The sequence below is a fragment of the Vibrio syngnathi genome (genome assembly GCF_002119525.1).
Classification (GTDB): domain Bacteria; phylum Pseudomonadota; class Gammaproteobacteria; order Enterobacterales; family Vibrionaceae; genus Vibrio; species Vibrio syngnathi.
The window spans coordinates 3,254,914-3,270,996 of sequence record NZ_CP017916.1 but is presented as its reverse complement, the minus strand read 5'-3'; the positions used below and the strand labels follow the sequence as shown (position 1 = coordinate 3,270,996).

Genomic DNA, 16,083 nt, shown 5'->3' with positions numbered 1-16,083 from the left:
GTTTGCGGTTCCTTATGCGTTTATCTTTTGTTGTAAGTTATTGTTTGGCAGTTCATTACGGCTGATAGAGATAACGTCAACGGTACGTACATCCCACAGCTTTTCGATTTGATTAACCAAGAAAGAGATCGGACGGTCACTGTCGACAATGATCTCAACACTCGCGACTTTGCTTTCTTGGTTTTGGGTCCCTGCCACTTGTTTAACGATGAAGCCACGGTGGCGGATAACACGAAGAACACGCTCTAGTAGTACAGGCTTATCATCGGCTTTGATGTCTAGTAAGTATCTTTTCATGTTATGTGTTCTCCAACATCTCACTGTTTGAAGCACCTGGCGGTACTAGTGGCCATACGTTTTCTTCTTCATCGATAATGACATGAAGTAGGTAAGCCGTTTTGCTCTCTAGCATCTCTTTCAATGCTGGTTCTACTTCTTCTTTACGCGTGATGGTTTTTCCCGGGATATCAAAGGCTTTCGCGAGCATGACGAAGTCAGGGTTGTCATCCAAGATAGTTTCACTGTGGCGGCCATCAAAGAACAGCGATTGCCATTGGCGAACCATACCTAAGCGAGAGTTATTCAGAAGCACCATTTTTACTGGGATTTGGCGACGTTTCAGTGTGCCAAGTTCTTGTACGTTCATCATGAATGAACCGTCACCAGAGATAAGTATAGATTGGTCATCAGGACGGCCAACCGATGCTCCCATAGCCGCTGGTAAGCCAAATCCCATGGTGCCCAATCCAGCAGAGGTGATGAAGTTTTGTGGATCGCGTGGTTGAATATGCTGAGCTGCCCACATCTGGTGTTGGCCAACATCGGTAGAAACCATAGAACTCGCAGGCATCATGTCAGATAGTTGCTTCAACAGCAGTGGAGCAAAGATCAGATCGCCTGGGTGGTCGTAACGCCATTTAAACGAAGTACGTAGCCCTTCAGAGTGGTGAACCCAAGATGAGATGTCTTGGCTTAGCTCCAGTTGAGGCATGATCTTGTTGATGTCACCACGAATTGGCGCATCGGCCAGACGTAGTTTGCTGAACTCAGCTGCATCGATATCGATATGAATGACTTTTGCGTGAGGAGCAAAGGTATCGAGCTTGCCTGTTACTCGGTCATCAAAACGAGCACCGACAACAATCAACAGGTCACTCTCTTGAACAACTAGGTTAGCGGCCTTGGTGCCGTGCATACCAAGCATACCAAGGTAATGTGGGTCGTCACGCTCGATAGTACCTAAGCCTTTGAGCGTGCTTACGGCTGGCATTGGGTTTAGGCGTAAAAATTCGCGAACGGATTCCGTTGCTTTAGCCAGTTGAACGCCACCACCTACGTATAAAACAGGACGAGTCGCTTGAGATAGGAAGTGTTGTGCTTGTTCAATCGCGTCAGTTGTCGCAACCGGTATCGCTGGTGGTGTAAATTCAGGAAGAACATCGACAGGTGTTTCTGCTAGTTGAACGTCTTTTGCGATATCAACAATAACCGGGCCGGGACGACCTGATTTTGCTACGACAAACGCTTCCGCTAGTGTTGGAGCGAGGTCTTCAATATCGGTTACTAGGTAGCTGTGTTTAGTACATGACAGAGACATGCCAATCACATCCATTTCTTGAAATGCATCAGTACCGATGTGTGAGCTAGCAACTTGACCTGTGATAGCAACGAGTGGGATGGAATCCATAAAGGCATCAGCAAGGCCGGTTACTAGGTTTGTCGCACCAGGGCCTGAGGTTGCCATACAAACAGCCACATCTTGCGTTGCTCGAGCCATACCGATAGCGGCCATTGCAGCGCCTTGCTCATGGCGGCATAGGATATGTTCAACCCCGCCGTCATAGAGTGCATCGTAGATTGGCATGATGGCACCGCCTGGGTAACCAAATACGGTCTCAATGCCTTGTTGCTTGAGTGCGGATACGACCAGTTCTGCGCCTTTCATCGTAATTCCTCCGTATTACCTTTATTTTGGTAATTGTTTCCATTGTCTCTGCACATCTTGTGCTCCCATTCTTCCTGTAAATCGGCAAAGCCGAAAATGTTTCAAAATATAAAATCGAATGTTTAAATTAGAAAAAACCCCCGGACTTTTCAGTGCGGGGGTTTTTTCTAATTCGTGGTTATTTTTTGCCCACTCGCCCCCGCGCAGTCTCAATAATGACTACGATAATCAGGTTAATCAGTGCGTAAATGCGAGCGTTAAATGTCATAAAAGTCGAGTTTTCTCGTTTATTGTCTTAAGTAAAAGTCTACATCTCTAGTGTTATCACACAAATCTGCTGCATGACAAGGAAAATGTCATTCTTTTTTCACATTAAAACACCATTCCACCACGCTATATAACAACCTTATCGCTTTGGTGAGCAATGAATATCCAGAGCGAATACTTTTAAATCAAAGACAAAGGAAAGTTATGGGACTCGCGATAATTCATAGCCGAGCTAGTGTGGGTGTAGAGGCACCAGAAGTGACCGTGGAAGTGCATATTAGCAACGGAATGCCCGGTTTTACGCTGGTGGGTCTACCTGAAACGACGGTCAAGGAATCTAAAGATCGAGTGAGAAGCGCGATCATCAATTCTCGCTTTGAATTTCCTTCGAAAAGGATCACGGTCAACCTCGCGCCTGCTGATTTACCCAAAGAGGGTGGACGTTTCGATCTGCCAATCGCGCTTGGGATTTTGGTGGCGTCAGATCAGCTTCCGACATCAAAAATAGCTCAACATGAATTTATCGGTGAGTTGGCATTGTCAGGAGAACTTCGCTCGGTAAAGGGCGTTCTGCCTGCGACGTTAGCCGCCGATAGTGTCGAACGATGCTTAGTGGTTCCACACCACAATGGTGATCAGGCAGCCTTAGTCGGCAAGGGGGCCCATAAATCAGCGCAAACCTTGCTAGAGGTTTGTGCGGATATGTGTGGCCAGGCTCAGCTTGGTTTATATCGAACCGAGCATCATCATGTCGATGTGTCTGATAATCGTGACTTACAAGATATTATTGGCCAGCAGCAAGGTAAGCGAGCGCTGGAGATCGCCGCAGCGGGCAACCATAACCTGCTTTTTCTCGGCCCGCCCGGAACTGGAAAAACCATGTTGGCTTCTCGATTGCGCGATTTGTTGCCCGAAATGAGTGACGACGAGGCGATGGAAACCGCTTCGGTGGCTTCTTTAACGCAACAAGAGATCAATCAATACAACTGGAAGCAACGACCTTTCCGTTCTCCACACCATTCGAGTTCGATGGCCGCATTGGTCGGTGGTGGCTCGATACCTCGCCCCGGTGAGATATCTTTGGCGCATAATGGCTTATTGTTTCTTGATGAGATGCCAGAGTTTGAGCGTAAGGTGCTTGATTCACTGCGAGAGCCGCTAGAGTCGGGTGAAATCATCATCTCCCGTGTCGCGGGTAAGACTCGCTTTCCTGCTCGCTTTCAATTAGTCGGTGCACTTAACCCGAGCCCAACAGGTTATTACGAGGGCAATCAAGCTCGAGCGAACCCGCAAATTATCCTGCGTTACCTCAATCGACTATCAGGGCCGTTATTGGATAGGTTCGATATGTCGTTAGAGATCCCTCTGTTGCCTAAAGGGATGTTAGCCGAAGGAGGCGATCGTGGAGAAACCACTCAAGTCGTGAAGCAACGAGTTAAACAAGCGCGTCAGTTGATGTTATCTCGAAACCATAAGTCGAATGCACTGTTAGGTAGCCGAGAAATTGAAAAGTATTGCCCATTGCGACGCGAAGATGCGGAGTTTCTTGAGACCGCACTGCATCGATTAGGTTTATCGATTCGTGCCTATCATCGAATCATCAAGGTGGCACGAACCATTGCAGACTTAGAGGGTAACGAGCAGATTGAAAAGAAGCATTTATCGGAGGCGCTTGGCTATCGAGCGATGGATCGCTTGCTGAAACAACTTTCAGCTCAAGCTGTGTAGTCATACCAATCGTAGTAAACAACGGGTCATTTATTTACTGTGATTGGTATACAAACAATAAAGCCTGCTTTTTACGCAGGCTTTCGTTGTTATGAACTAATTGCTATGAACCAATTGTTATGAACTAATGGTTATGAGCGAGTAGTGATGCCTAACTAGAACTTGTAGTTCAGACCTACTGAGACGATGTATTGAGACTCATCGTAGAAGGTAATATTCGAGTCGCTGGTACCGTAGCCCGCCAGTGAAACAAACGACCAGTTGTCCCAGTTCATGAATTGCTCATATTCATACGCGGCAAACAGGTTGATGTTGTCGTTGCTGCGCTTCTTGTTGTAGATAGGGTTACTTGCATCGTAAGAGCGTTGGTTGTAACCCGCAGTCAATGCATATTGGTGACGCCCTTTGCCGCCAAATAAACTTACTTCACCACCAAACTGTTCATAAGAGGCAGCTTTACCATCGGCAGAACTTGATTGGTAAATCAATGATGGTACTAACATCATGGTGCGACTGATTGGCTGACGATACTGACCTTTTAGGTAAAAAGTATTGGCATCACGCTGTAGTTCTTCCCTAACTCGATCATTTTCTACATCTTTGGTGGCGTAGGCCATGTCTAACGAGAAAGCTGAGCCCGCAATGCTACTTAGTTTCAAACGAAAGGCATTGCCTGTTTCATCCGTTTTGGTGCGACCTGAAGTGGTGTTGTACGGATCGGCCCAAGTCTCACCAGACATGATAGTCGGTAAAAGTGAAGCGTCGATGGTCATGCCAGACTCTAGTTGGTATTTATAACCAACCTCAAGCACGACAGTACCGGTTGCTACGTCATCACGAGTAGTACCTGTGTATACCTGATGATTTAATTTATCGCCGAAGGTGTAAGCAATACTGCCCAAAGGTGCAACAAGAAATGAGCTCTCAGATGAGGCTTTCTGATTAATGGACGAAATGGTGCTATCTGCATCGGTATTAAAGTTCGAGGTGGAAGAGGTAACCCCTGTATTAATCGATATTTCACCACTGAAACCTTGTTGGTCTGCAAGCTTGGCAAAAGCCGGGGAGGCTGCAATGCTCAGTGCCAAAAGCGTTATTTTCATTTTCATTCAAAGGCTCCTTGCCTACCAGTTCTTAGAACTGGATATAAATATCAGTAAAGCACAACGTTTTCAGGATGATTGTTTATCTATGAAAATTTTTGAACTAGTGCAAAAAAGGAAGCCGAAGCTTCCTTTTATCAATACGTTACTTCTTAATTAGGAAGTTAACGAGCTCGAAGTACTCATCAAGAGAGCTGATACCTTGAGCGTCTACTAGGTAGCGGTTATTAACTACGACCGCAGGAACACCAGAAAGACCGCTGTCTTTGAATGCTTTGTCGAAGCGGCGAACCATAGAATCGACTGCAAATCCGTTGTATGCCGCATCGAATTTCTTAGCATCAACGCCTTCGTCTAGGAAGATTTGACGCAATTCTGCTTCATCGCGTGGTGGCTTGTTCATGGTGTGGATGCGGTTAAACATCACTGGCACCATTTTATCTTCAACTTTCAGAGCAATCATGGTTGCGTAAGCTTTGCTCATTGGTAGACCCATGTTGCCACCCATGAATGAAACATGGTTCTTCTGTAGCTTAGCGTCTTTTGGTAGCTGTTGTTTTAGCTGCTGGATGATTGGCTCAAAGCTATTACAGTGTGGGCAGTAAAAAGAGAAGAACTCTGTCACCATTGGTTTTTTTGATGCTTCTAGATCGAGAACTTTGTAGTGTTCACCTTCGTTAAATTTCGCAGCGTGAGCTGAAAGGCTCAACATGATCAATGAGAAAAATGCGAATAGCTTTTTCATTTATCCAATCTCCATTATGTTTGAATTTTTATCTAGTTGTGTTGCGATTGTTGTTACCACTGAGGCATTAACGAAAGTGGTGGCTCTTGCAGGGTAGCAATTTGCTCTTTACAAGCAAGTACTTGTTGCTCCCAATATTTTGGATCATTAAACCATGGGAAGGCTAGAGGAAATGCAGGATCATTCCATCGTTTCGCCAACCATGCCATGTAATGCACCATACGTAGACCGCGTAGTGGTTCGATTAGTTTCAGTTGCGCGGTATTAAAATCGCAAAATTCTTGATAGCTTTCTAGCAGAATATCCAGTTGCATTAGCTTATCTTGACGATCGCCGTTAAGCAGCATCCACAAATCTTGTATCGCAGGGCCGTTACGTGCGTCATCAAGATCGACGAACATTGGCCCATCACGCCATAAGATATTGCCAGGGTGGCAGTCACCATGCAGGCGGATATTTTCAATATTGCTTGGCCATTGGCTCTCTAGCTCTTTGATCAGAAGGTCGACATCATTAAAGAACGCGTTCTCTAGGTGTGTCGGGATAAACTGAGAGTTCTCTAGAATTTTACGTGGTTGATAAAGGTATTCATCTAAGCTGATGGTTGGGCGATGCTGGAATGTTCTCCCCGCGCTGGCTTTGTGAATACGTCCAAGAAAACGTCCTACGCCTTCCAGTTGGTCTAAGTTATCCACCTCATACTGTCTGCCACCAACACTTTCAAATAAGGCAAATAGGTAGCCTTGATATTCATGTAAGGTTGCGCCGTTGATTCGCATGGGAGGTGCAACTGGCATCTCTTGCTCGATTAGCTCGAGTGCGAAGTCATGCTCTTCTTGGATCTGTGCTTTGTTCCAACGCTGCGGACGATAAAATTTAACGACGTAGCGTTTACGGTCTTCATCGGTGAATTGATACACTCGATTTTCGTAACTATTGAGAGCGAGAAGCCCGGATTCAGCACGAACTCCAATGCTCTCCAGTGCGTACCACATGAAGTCAGGAGTCAGGTTATCAAAGTTAAAGGCTTGCATCGTCATAGAATAAAAAAGGCTCATTACTGAGCCTTTTTCCATTTATTGGGTTGTTATACCAAGCAGGTAAGGTGACTGGTATCAGAGTTTCTTGATAAAGCGGCTTTCGACTTCCATCGTAAACTCTTCATTATCCGAGAGTATAAACTGAATTGTCGAAACTGGTGAGCTCAGTTTTTCTGGATCAACGCCTAAACTGATAGGAAGATTTAAAACCTCACCTGGGTCTACGGTAATGGTTTGTTTACCGTACCAGATCGATTCTGGAAGCCCACTCACATCAAGCTTGTACTCTTGCTCTTGCTGAGTTTTGTTGATTACCTTCAAGTTGTAAGTATTTTCGACAAGCCCTTGGCTATTGATTCTAAATAGTTGGTTTCTATCGCGCAGTACGCTTAAGCCTGCAGGATCAACACTCGCTATCTGTGCAAAGAACAAACCCAGCATGATGATCAGTATGGCACCATAACCTAGCAGCTTAGGACGCATCACCTTGGTTGTGTGACCATCGAGCCTGTGTTCGGTGGTGTAATTGATTAGGCCTTTCTCATAACCCATACGTTCCATGGTGTTGTCACAAGCATCAATACACGCGCCACAGTTAATACACTCGTATTGCAGACCATCACGAATATCGATACCCGTTGGGCACACTTGAACGCATAAATTACAGTCAATACAGTCGCCTAGGCCAAGCTCTTTTGGATCGGCTTTACGAGAGCGAGGGCCGCGGCTTTCACCACGTTCGGTGTCATAACCTACGATGAAGGTATCTTTGTCAAACATAGCTGATTGGAAGCGCGCGTAAGGACACATGTGCAGACAAACAATTGAACGCATCCAACCGGCATTGGCATAAGTACATCCTGCAAAGAACAGTACCCAAAATACAGGCCAGAAAGTCGAGTTAAAGGTAAAGAAGCCAACCACCAACTCTTTGATAGGGATGAAGTAACCAACAAAGGTTAAGCCCGTCGCAATGGCAATCGCCCACCATGCGATATGTTTGAGGGTTTTTCTGATCATTAAATTGGTGGTTAGTTTGCCCGAGTCTTGTTTTCTTCGCTTATTGGCTGCACCTTCCAGTTTCTCTTCGAACCAGATGTACATGAAGGTCCACACAGTTTGAGGACACAGGTAGCCACACCAGACTCGTCCTAAGAAGGTGGTTATGAAGAATAAGCCAAACGCAGCAATCATAAATAGGATCGCGAGTAGGGTCAGATCTTGTGGGTATAGCGTGGTGCCAAAGAAGTTGAACTGCTGGCTACCGATATCGAGCAAGATCGCTTGTCGTTCACCAAATGGAATCCATGGGATAAGCGCAAAAAGTAAAAGTAAGAACCAACCGCCGTAACGACGAAGTTGTTGGAATTTACCTTTGCTTTCTCGAACATAGATTCGGTTACTTGGGTTAAATCGATCTCCATTACCTTTATGTGTTTTTGGGTTAAAGGTTTTAGGAGTCACATCTTTGATATCGATTTTATCCTGACTCATGGACTATCCTTTTTGTGGCTTGTTTGCCCGGTTAACTCGGGCATGACGACATTACTTGAAAGTATGGTTTAGAGAACCTGTAGAAATTGAGCTTGGTGCATTTGTTGGTATCGCACTCACTCTTATTATTTTAGAAGATTCTTATGGATGGCGATTATAGCGACAATCTTGTTCTCATTTCTTTAACGCTATCAACCTTTAACAACAAAAGTCATAACAGTTGTGACGAAAAAATAGCGAACAGAAACAAAAAAGCGACCGAGTGGTCGCTTTTAAACATTGAGTGTTTTATCTATACGGCAATTGAGTTCTAACCAAATAGGCGACTAAAGAAGGCCACGCGCTTTTAGAATTGCGGTTTTGAAATCATCTTCTTGGTCTTTTTTAAGGCCTGGGATCATTTCATCTTTTTCGCTATTACGCATTTTTAGATGGTAGATAAGAACATCGTCAGTGAGCTCTTCAAGCTTACCTTGATAGCCCGCTTCTTTTGATAGCTTAATGATGAACTCTAACAGGTTAAGCTCTTGATCTTTCTGCCACTCAGGCTCCATCAGTTCAAGCAGTTCTTCAATGCGGTGACACTTCATACTTTATTTCTCCACAAATTTTATAATGATTTGTGGCTAAGGTATCAAATCGGGTAGGGAATACCAATGTGTAAACACATTTCAAGATGGGAGCAGGCAAGAAAAAAGCGCAGTAAAAACTGCGCTTTTTGTTAAGCGGCTTTAATCACTTTTGTTGTAGCCGGTGCTAATAAAGCAGCCTTCTCAACGAGAGTCATTGTAGGAGCCAATTTCTTAGCCGTTGGAGCAGCAACAAAGCCACTACGACGACGCATCGCACTACGGTTGGTGTGCGAGAACCTGACAGCTGTTGGGCGCATTAATTTACCTAACGGTCAGGCATATCCATTGCCAATCTAATGGCCTGATTTATCATGAGCTCCTCCTCAATTGCTTGAATAGTCACTCGTCTGGCTTTCGCCAATCCGAAAAATAAATCAGGATAATGATATGCATGCATATCAAGGCTTAGATTATCACTATCTAAGTTATCGATCGACGCCTGAGTGATAATTAAACGATATTAGAGCTAAAATAGTGTGAGCAGTATATTTGAGTTTGAACCTCTTTCAGGCTTAAGATGATGCTTTAAAGGAGGTGCATATGTCGTTCTTAAAGAAAACATTAGCAAGTTTTGGAATTGGATCTGCCAAGGTGGATTCTGTATTGCAACAGGAAGTGCTTTATCCAGGTAAGAAGGCGAGCATTATTGTACATGTCTACGGAGGCGCTCAGCCGCAGGAGATCGATAACATTGATCTCAACTTGTGCTGTCGCTACGTCAAAGAAGTTACCGCGAACTCGCAAGGGCAAGAGGGCGGTCATAAACGCCGAATGCACCAGACGTACTCGCTGGCAAAATGGAGCTTGCCGTATGCCTTTGTGATTCAGCCGGGTGAAACCCGTGACTTTGAATGTGAGTTTGATGTACCGCTGAATACACCAGTCACGATTGGTGATTCAAAGGTGTGGCTGGAAACCGGGTTGGATATTGCGATGGCGATTGACCCATCGGATAAAGACATCTTAACGGTTCGTCCCGATCCGCTGCTCGATGGTATTTTTAACGAGCTTGAAGCTCAAGGCCTGCGAATTCGTCAAGTGGAATGTGAAGCGGTCAAAGGCTTTGAACTGCCGTTTGTACAAGAGTTTGAATTTGTGCCGACGACGGGTCCTTATCATGGCCGTTGGCGTGAATTAGAGGTGGTTGCACACCACGACGAAACAGAACTGAAGCTGTGGTTTGAGATCGATAGAAATCGCGATGGCGCCAAAGGCATGTTAGCGAGCTTGCTTGGTATTGGTCAGCTACAACGCCAATTGAGCGTCCCGCTTGATACCTCACCAGAAGATGCTGGCAAGATGGTGCTTGAGTATCTAGATAACGCCTCTTAGTTCCTAAAATCTTTTATTTAACTCTTTAGTTATTTAGTTTTGGATCTTCTAGCCTCATTACATATTTCAGGCTTCATTGATGTCATAAAAGGTGTCATAAAAATTTAAGCTTACACGTGTAAGCTTAATGTGCAATACTGGGTCAATCGAACATTTACTCTAGTAGGATACTCATGTCTGCATCATCAGCCAGCGAATACAGTGACATCGAAGAGCGCGCTAATGCGATAACCCATGGTTTGGGCGTCGTACTTGGCGTAGTGGGCCTGATCCTGTTACTGATTCGTGCGTTTGATTATCAAGCCGACATGCTTACTGTTGCTAGTATGGCGGTGTATGGCAGCAGTATTATTCTGCTCTTTCTCGCTTCCACGTTGTACCACTCGATCACCACAGAAAAGACTAAGCGCTTACTCAAAACCCTCGATCACTGTGCGATTTATCTACTGATTGCAGGCAGCTACACGCCATTTTTATTAGTCGGCTTAAGAACCCCATTAGCTATGGGTTTGATGGCGGTGATCTGGGGGATTGCGCTGGTGGGCATCATCATGAAGATTGCCTTCGTCTACCGATTTAAACGTCTATCGCTGTTCATTTACTTAGCGATGGGGTGGCTATCTTTGATTGTTGTTTATCAATTAGCGATGAATATCGATATAGGTGGTTTGGTGTTACTGGCAGTTGGCGGGGTGATTTACTCGCTGGGTGTAATTTTCTATGTGGCAAAACGCATCCCTTATAACCATGCCATCTGGCACCTGTTTGTATTGGCGGGCTGCGCTTGCCATTTCTTCGCTATCTATCTGTTTGTGACACCGGTTTAGTTTGATTGAACCGGTATGCCCCTAACGGGTAGAAACGTCAGTGATCTCCACGTCTATTTTATATTCAGGATACTTATCAACATCGATCGCTAAGTATTTACCTTCTGCCGAAGTTTGTGGTCGAAGGTAGGTATCAGCTAGGCGCTTAATGGATTGCCAAGTGTTGATACTGCCTTGATGCAGCAGTTCACCCGTTGGTGAGTAGACTGTGATATCTAGCGTAACTAGCACAACGGCTTCTGTGCTTTGGTTAGTGACTGAAATAGGTAAGATTAGCTGTTCATTCTCGTAGAGTCCTGCCCCAATCAAAACGTCCACACCTGATTTGGAAAGCTGCATGCTTGGCTTGGTGTCTCCAATCTTGATTGTGGTGCCGCGTGTGTTTTTGGCTAGAGGAATACTCGTCAATGCCAACTCTGCATTCGATGATGCGTTACTCACATACTGCCAAGTAAAATCATCTTTGAGTAACACTTGCTTGCCATCAGGCAATGTGACCATTTGATCAGCAAAGGCAGAATTTACGAATACTGAGTTTGCGAGCAATGCGCCAGCGAGAAGTACGTATGATTTCATCTGTGTTTCCTTGATTTTGTGCTTGGTTAGCGTCGCCAAAAGGCTGGAAAAAATAGAACAATGAGCGTCAGTATCTCGAGTCGCCCCATTAGCATGCCTAAACTTAGCAACCATTTAGCGGCGTCTGGCAGTGGGGCAAAGTTCCCGGTTGGACCGATCACGCTACCCATTCCCGGGCCCACGTTGGCAACGGCTGTGATAGCGCCAGATATACTGGTCACAGGATCAAGTCCCATCGCGCTCAAGCCGCCTGCAATTAAGATAATCGTGATAAAGAACATCAGACCAAATGCGACGAGTGAACGCACAATATCGTCATTCACAGGTCGCTGATTGTAGCGTTGAACAAACACGCCCGATGGGTGAATTAGCTTCATCATTTGTTTGTGAAGCATGGTCATCGCGATCTGGAAACGGAAGATCTTAATACCGCCAGAGGTTGACCCCGAGCAAGCTCCTGCCATCATCAGGAAGGCAAACAGTGTGCTTGGCAGTGCGCCCCATGCAGTGAAGTCTTCTAAGCCAAAACCGGTTGTGGTGACGACTGATACAATGTTGAACATCGAAACGCGCATCGCATCCATGACAGTGTAGCCATCTCTAACCACCAACCATGTCGATATTACGGCACTAGTGACCAAAAATAGATACGTGAACCCTCTCACCTGTGCATCTTTATAGAGGATTGAGAGTTTTCTGCCTCGCAGTGCGCTAACGAACAGTAAGAACGGCAGACCGCCAAGGAACATGAACAGTGTTCCCACCCAGTGAGCACTGTTGGAGAAGTGGTTCATTGATCCATCTGAGGTTGAGTAACCACCCGTCGACAGTGTTGTGAACGCGTGATTGATCGCGTCAAAGATGCCCATGCCAGCAAACAAATAGCTAATGATGCATAAACCAGTCAGAACCAGATAAACCGCCACGATGTTCTTCGCGACGGTTTTTGCTCGTGGGCTGCTTTTATCTGACCAATCAGATGATTCGGTTTGGAACAGGCGCATACCACCGACGTTGAGCATTGGTAGAACGGCTACTGCCATCACGATAAAGCCGATGCCACCTAACCATTGCAAGATAGAACGCCATAAGAGAATGCTTGGTGCCATGCTGTCTAAGCCGCTTAATACCGTTGAACCTGTTGTGGTGATGCCCGACATGGTTTCAAAGTAGGCGTCAGTGAAGCTGATGTGGTTGATGAAAACAAAGGGCAGTGCAGCGAAGGCACTGGCAATAGTCCATACCAAAGAGGTAATAAGGAACATGTCCCGCACCCCAAGTCGGAACTTAGCTGAACGGCCTAAGCTTAAGCAGATGAACGCCACTATGTGCGTGATCACTACCGATTGACCAAACTCGAGAAAGCCACCGGTGCCAGTAAAAAAGGCAACCAATGTGGGGATGTACATGAAAAGGGCGAGCTTCGATAACACTAACCCTATCACTAATAATATCGGACGAAAGTTGACCATAGCTTAATAGACCATAGCTTTAATTGATTACAGCTTTGTGCCGGAGCGTCGTTCTCACAAAAAGAAAGTTGCGAGAAGAAGCTCACGAGAACAAGGCTATAAGAAGAACGGGCTCGGTTGGAATAGAGACTCAACATCAGGTACGTATTTCTTGTCCACCAGGAACATTACTACGTGGTCATCTTGTTCGATCACGGTTCTATCGTGCGCGATAAGCACCTCTTCTCCGCGAACAATCGCACCAATAGTGGTGCCCGGTGGTAGTTTGATGTCGCCAATCGCTCGGCCAACAACCTTAGAGGTGGTTTCGTCACCGTGAGCAATCGCTTCAATCGCCTCTGCTGCACCGCGACGTAGAGAGGATACGTTAACAATATCAGCACGACGAACGTGAGTAAGCAGCGCAGAAATGGTCGCTTGCTGTGGCGATATCGCAATATCAATCACGCCACCCTGAACAAGGTCGACGTAAGCACCACGCTGAATCAGAACCATTACTTTCTTGGCACCCATTCGCTTCGCCAGCATCGCTGACATGATGTTGGTTTCATCTTCATTGGTTAGAGCAATGAACACATCCACCTGATCGATGTTCTCTTCGGTCAGCAGCTCTTGGTCGGCTGCATCACCACAGAATACGATGGTGTTTTCTAACTCTTCAGATAACTTCTCGGCACGAGTGTAGCTGCGCTCGATAAGCTTGATGCTGTAGCTCTGCTCAAGGCGTTTCGCTAAGCTTGCACCAATGTTACCACCGCCAACAATCATGATGCGTCGGTACGGTTTCTCTAGGCGTTGTAACTCACTCATTACTGAGCGGATATGGTTACTCGCAGCCACAAAGAAAACCTCATCATCGGCTTCAATGATGGTAGTGCCTTGTGGGCGAATAGGGCGACCTTGACGGAAGATAGCGGCTACACGAGTATCAATGTGCGGCATGTGCTCACGCAAAGCAGACAGTGCATTACCAACCAGTGGACCACCGTAGTAGGCTTTTACTGCTACTAGGCTCACTTTCTGTTCTGCAAAACTCACAACCTGCAGTGCACCAGGGTATTGAATCAAGCGCTCGATGTAGCTGGTCACTAACTCTTCGGGTGCGATGAGGTGGTCTACTGGAATCGCACCTGATTTGAAGAGTGCTTCTTTCTCTTCCAGATATTCTGGAGAACGAATACGGGCAATTCGGTTTGGCGTGTTAAACAGAGAGAAGGCAACCTGACATGCGGCCATGTTGGTTTCATCCATATTGGTTACGGCAACCAACATGTCGGCATCTTGCGCGCCCGCTTCACGTAGTGTGTTGGGGTGGCTGGCATAGCCGTTTACAACCCTAAGGTCGTATTTGTCTTGAAGTTCACGCAGTCGGTCGGCATTACGGTCGACAATCGTGATGTCATTGTTTTCACCCACTAGGTTTTCAGCAAGGGTACCGCCAACTTGTCCAGCACCTAGAATAATGATCTTCATAGCCTTTCTCTTATTTTTTGCCGTTGTAATCCTAGTGATCTCATTTCGCTTTGATAATGCACTAGAAAGAAACAGCGGCTAAGAAATAAATTCTTAGCCGCTGTTAGTTGTTATGCCTGTTTTACTAGAACTGCGTAGTAGAAGCCATCCATATCTTCTTCACCAGGTAGTATTTGACGACCCGGTTTTTCGATATCAGACCCAACCAGCGTTGCGTTCTCGGTACGCTCTAAGAATGCTTTCACTTGCAGCACGTTTTCTTGCGGCGTGATAGAACATGTCGCATAAACCATGGTGCCGCCTTCTTTTAGCTGGCGCCACATTGCATCCAAGATCTCGCTTTGCAGCTCTGCTAGTGCATCAATATCAGATGCACGGCGTAGCCACTTAATGTCAGGGTGACGGCGAATTACACCGGTCGCTGAACATGGAGCATCAAGTAGGATGCGGTCAAACTGGCTGCCTGTCCACCACTCTTCAGGGTAGCGAGCATCACCACAGATTACGTCGGCACGCAGTTGTAGGCGTTCAAGGTTATCGTAAACGCGGTCTAGGCGTTTAATATCACTGTCGATTGCAACCACTTCAGTGTCTTGAGTATGTTCAAGAATGTGTGCAGTTTTACCACCAGGTGCTGCGCAGCAATCTAGGATTAGCTCACCATCTTTTGGTGTTAGGAAATCAACGGAAAGCTGAGCTGCAGCATCTTGTACCGATACCCAGCCTCTGTCGAAGCCAGGAAGCAAAGTAACGTCACAAGGTGAGGCTAATTTTATGGCATCAGCTGCTTCAGGGTGCAGAGAGTATTCAATGTTTTCGTTTTTAAGCAGTTCAACATACTCGTCACGAGTGTGGTGTTGGCGGTTTACGCGCAGCCACATTGGTGCCTTGTTATTGTTTGCTTCAACCAATTGCTCCCACTGATCTGGGTAGCTCTCTTGAAGCATTTTTAGAATCCAGCTTGGATGGCTGTATTTGCCAGCATTGTGGCTAACGGCTTTCTCGTCTAGTTCTTCTTGATCGCGCAGGTAGCTGCGAAGTACGGCATTGATCAAACCACTGAGGCTTGGGCCGCGCAGTGTTTTGGTTGCTTCAACTGTTTCAGCAACGGCGGCATGCGAAGGAATTCGCATAAAGCCCAACTGATAAATGCCTACTAAGATCAGGTGATGGAAGACGCGCTTTTTACCTTTAAGCGAGTTTTCCATCAGTTCGTTAGCGATTGACTCTAAGCGAGGCAGGTAACGAAGTGCGCCGTAGCAAATCTCTTGCAGTAGAGCATGGTCTCGCGGACGGATCGTTTTTTGAGCCGCAGGGAGAGCGTGTGAAAGAGAGTGGCCTTTATCGACAACTTGGAATAGGACATTTGCAGCAGCAGCGCGAACATTCATGAGGGGTACCGAATATTTATTTGAATACATGAGGGCATCTCTGCCCTCGTAAAGGTTT

General features: G+C 46.1%; 15 protein-coding genes. 3 read left to right on the top strand and 12 right to left on the bottom strand.

The window, feature by feature from the left end; genetic code table 11:
* Positions 1 to 12: 12 nt before the first annotated feature.
* Together ilvM and ilvG are read right to left on the bottom strand one after the other, a co-directional pair.
* The gene (gene ilvM / locus K08M4_RS14870; protein ID WP_017073841.1) at positions 13 to 297 is read right to left on the bottom strand and encodes an acetolactate synthase 2 small subunit; all 285 of its coding nucleotides are present in this window, start codon (positions 295 to 297) and stop codon (positions 13 to 15) included.
* A 1-nt stretch (position 298) separates the two neighbouring features.
* The gene (ilvG, locus tag K08M4_RS14865) at positions 299 to 1,945 is read right to left on the bottom strand and encodes an acetolactate synthase 2 catalytic subunit (protein WP_086050349.1); all 1,647 of its coding nucleotides are present in this window, start codon (positions 1,943 to 1,945) and stop codon (positions 299 to 301) included.
* A 471-nt stretch (positions 1,946 to 2,416) separates the two neighbouring features.
* On the opposite strand from ilvG, the gene K08M4_RS14860 reads away from it, so the two are divergent.
* The gene (locus tag K08M4_RS14860) at positions 2,417 to 3,940 is read left to right on the top strand and encodes a YifB family Mg chelatase-like AAA ATPase (RefSeq protein ID WP_004735753.1); all 1,524 of its coding nucleotides are present in this window, start codon (positions 2,417 to 2,419) and stop codon (positions 3,938 to 3,940) included.
* 155 nt (positions 3,941 to 4,095) lie between these two features.
* On the opposite strand, the gene K08M4_RS14855 is transcribed toward K08M4_RS14860, so the two are convergent.
* The 6 genes from K08M4_RS14855 to K08M4_RS22145 all read right to left on the bottom strand — a co-directional run bounded on the left by K08M4_RS14855 (position 4,096) and on the right by K08M4_RS22145 (position 9,211).
* Positions 4,096 to 5,049, bottom strand: coding sequence for a DUF2860 domain-containing protein (locus K08M4_RS14855; protein ID WP_086050348.1), 954 nt, complete (start codon positions 5,047 to 5,049; stop codon positions 4,096 to 4,098).
* 139 nt (positions 5,050 to 5,188) lie between these two features.
* On the bottom strand, positions 5,189 to 5,788 hold the full coding sequence (locus K08M4_RS14850; RefSeq protein ID WP_086050347.1) for a thiol:disulfide interchange protein DsbA/DsbL: 600 nt from the start codon (positions 5,786 to 5,788) through the stop codon (positions 5,189 to 5,191).
* Positions 5,789 to 5,841: 53 nt separating this feature from the next.
* Positions 5,842 to 6,828, bottom strand: a complete 987-nt coding sequence (locus K08M4_RS14845) for a serine/threonine protein kinase (RefSeq protein WP_086050346.1) — start codon at positions 6,826 to 6,828, stop codon at positions 5,842 to 5,844.
* A 75-nt stretch (positions 6,829 to 6,903) separates the two neighbouring features.
* Positions 6,904 to 8,322 carry a cytochrome c oxidase accessory protein CcoG gene (gene ccoG / locus K08M4_RS14840; RefSeq protein WP_086050345.1) on the bottom strand — a complete coding sequence of 473 codons (1,419 nt, stop codon included), beginning with the start codon at positions 8,320 to 8,322 and terminating at the stop codon, positions 6,904 to 6,906.
* A 326-nt stretch (positions 8,323 to 8,648) separates the two neighbouring features.
* Positions 8,649 to 8,912 carry a YihD family protein gene (locus K08M4_RS14835; RefSeq protein WP_009848104.1) on the bottom strand — a complete coding sequence of 88 codons (264 nt, stop codon included), beginning with the start codon at positions 8,910 to 8,912 and terminating at the stop codon, positions 8,649 to 8,651.
* Positions 8,913 to 9,043: 131 nt separating this feature from the next.
* Positions 9,044 to 9,211 (bottom strand): hypothetical protein, encoded by a 168-nt coding sequence (locus K08M4_RS22145; RefSeq protein ID WP_012605092.1) that lies wholly within the window; start codon positions 9,209 to 9,211, stop codon positions 9,044 to 9,046.
* A gap of 283 nt (positions 9,212 to 9,494) precedes the next feature.
* On the opposite strand from K08M4_RS22145, the gene K08M4_RS14825 reads away from it, so the two are divergent.
* The gene (locus tag K08M4_RS14825; RefSeq protein ID WP_086050344.1) at positions 9,495 to 10,286 is read left to right on the top strand and encodes a sporulation protein; all 792 of its coding nucleotides are present in this window, start codon (positions 9,495 to 9,497) and stop codon (positions 10,284 to 10,286) included.
* Positions 10,287 to 10,459: 173 nt separating this feature from the next.
* Positions 10,460 to 11,113, top strand: a complete 654-nt coding sequence (gene trhA, locus K08M4_RS14820; RefSeq protein ID WP_004735763.1) for a PAQR family membrane homeostasis protein TrhA — start codon at positions 10,460 to 10,462, stop codon at positions 11,111 to 11,113.
* A 21-nt stretch (positions 11,114 to 11,134) separates the two neighbouring features.
* On the opposite strand, the gene K08M4_RS14815 is transcribed toward trhA, so the two are convergent.
* The 4 genes from K08M4_RS14815 to rsmB all read right to left on the bottom strand — a co-directional run bounded on the left by K08M4_RS14815 (position 11,135) and on the right by rsmB (position 16,025).
* The gene (locus tag K08M4_RS14815; protein ID WP_086050343.1) at positions 11,135 to 11,689 is read right to left on the bottom strand and encodes a DUF3157 family protein; all 555 of its coding nucleotides are present in this window, start codon (positions 11,687 to 11,689) and stop codon (positions 11,135 to 11,137) included.
* Between the two features lie 26 nt (positions 11,690 to 11,715).
* A complete protein-coding gene (locus tag K08M4_RS14810) occupies positions 11,716 to 13,161 on the bottom strand; it encodes a TrkH family potassium uptake protein (protein WP_086050342.1) in 1,446 nt (481 codons plus the stop codon).
* A gap of 96 nt (positions 13,162 to 13,257) precedes the next feature.
* Positions 13,258 to 14,634 carry a Trk system potassium transporter TrkA gene (gene trkA, locus K08M4_RS14805; protein WP_004739332.1) on the bottom strand — a complete coding sequence of 459 codons (1,377 nt, stop codon included), beginning with the start codon at positions 14,632 to 14,634 and terminating at the stop codon, positions 13,258 to 13,260.
* 110 nt (positions 14,635 to 14,744) lie between these two features.
* Positions 14,745 to 16,025: a 16S rRNA (cytosine(967)-C(5))-methyltransferase RsmB gene (gene rsmB, locus K08M4_RS14800; protein ID WP_086050341.1), complete on the bottom strand. Its 1,281-nt coding sequence runs from the start codon at positions 16,023 to 16,025 to the stop codon at positions 14,745 to 14,747.
* Positions 16,026 to 16,083 lie beyond the last annotated feature (58 nt).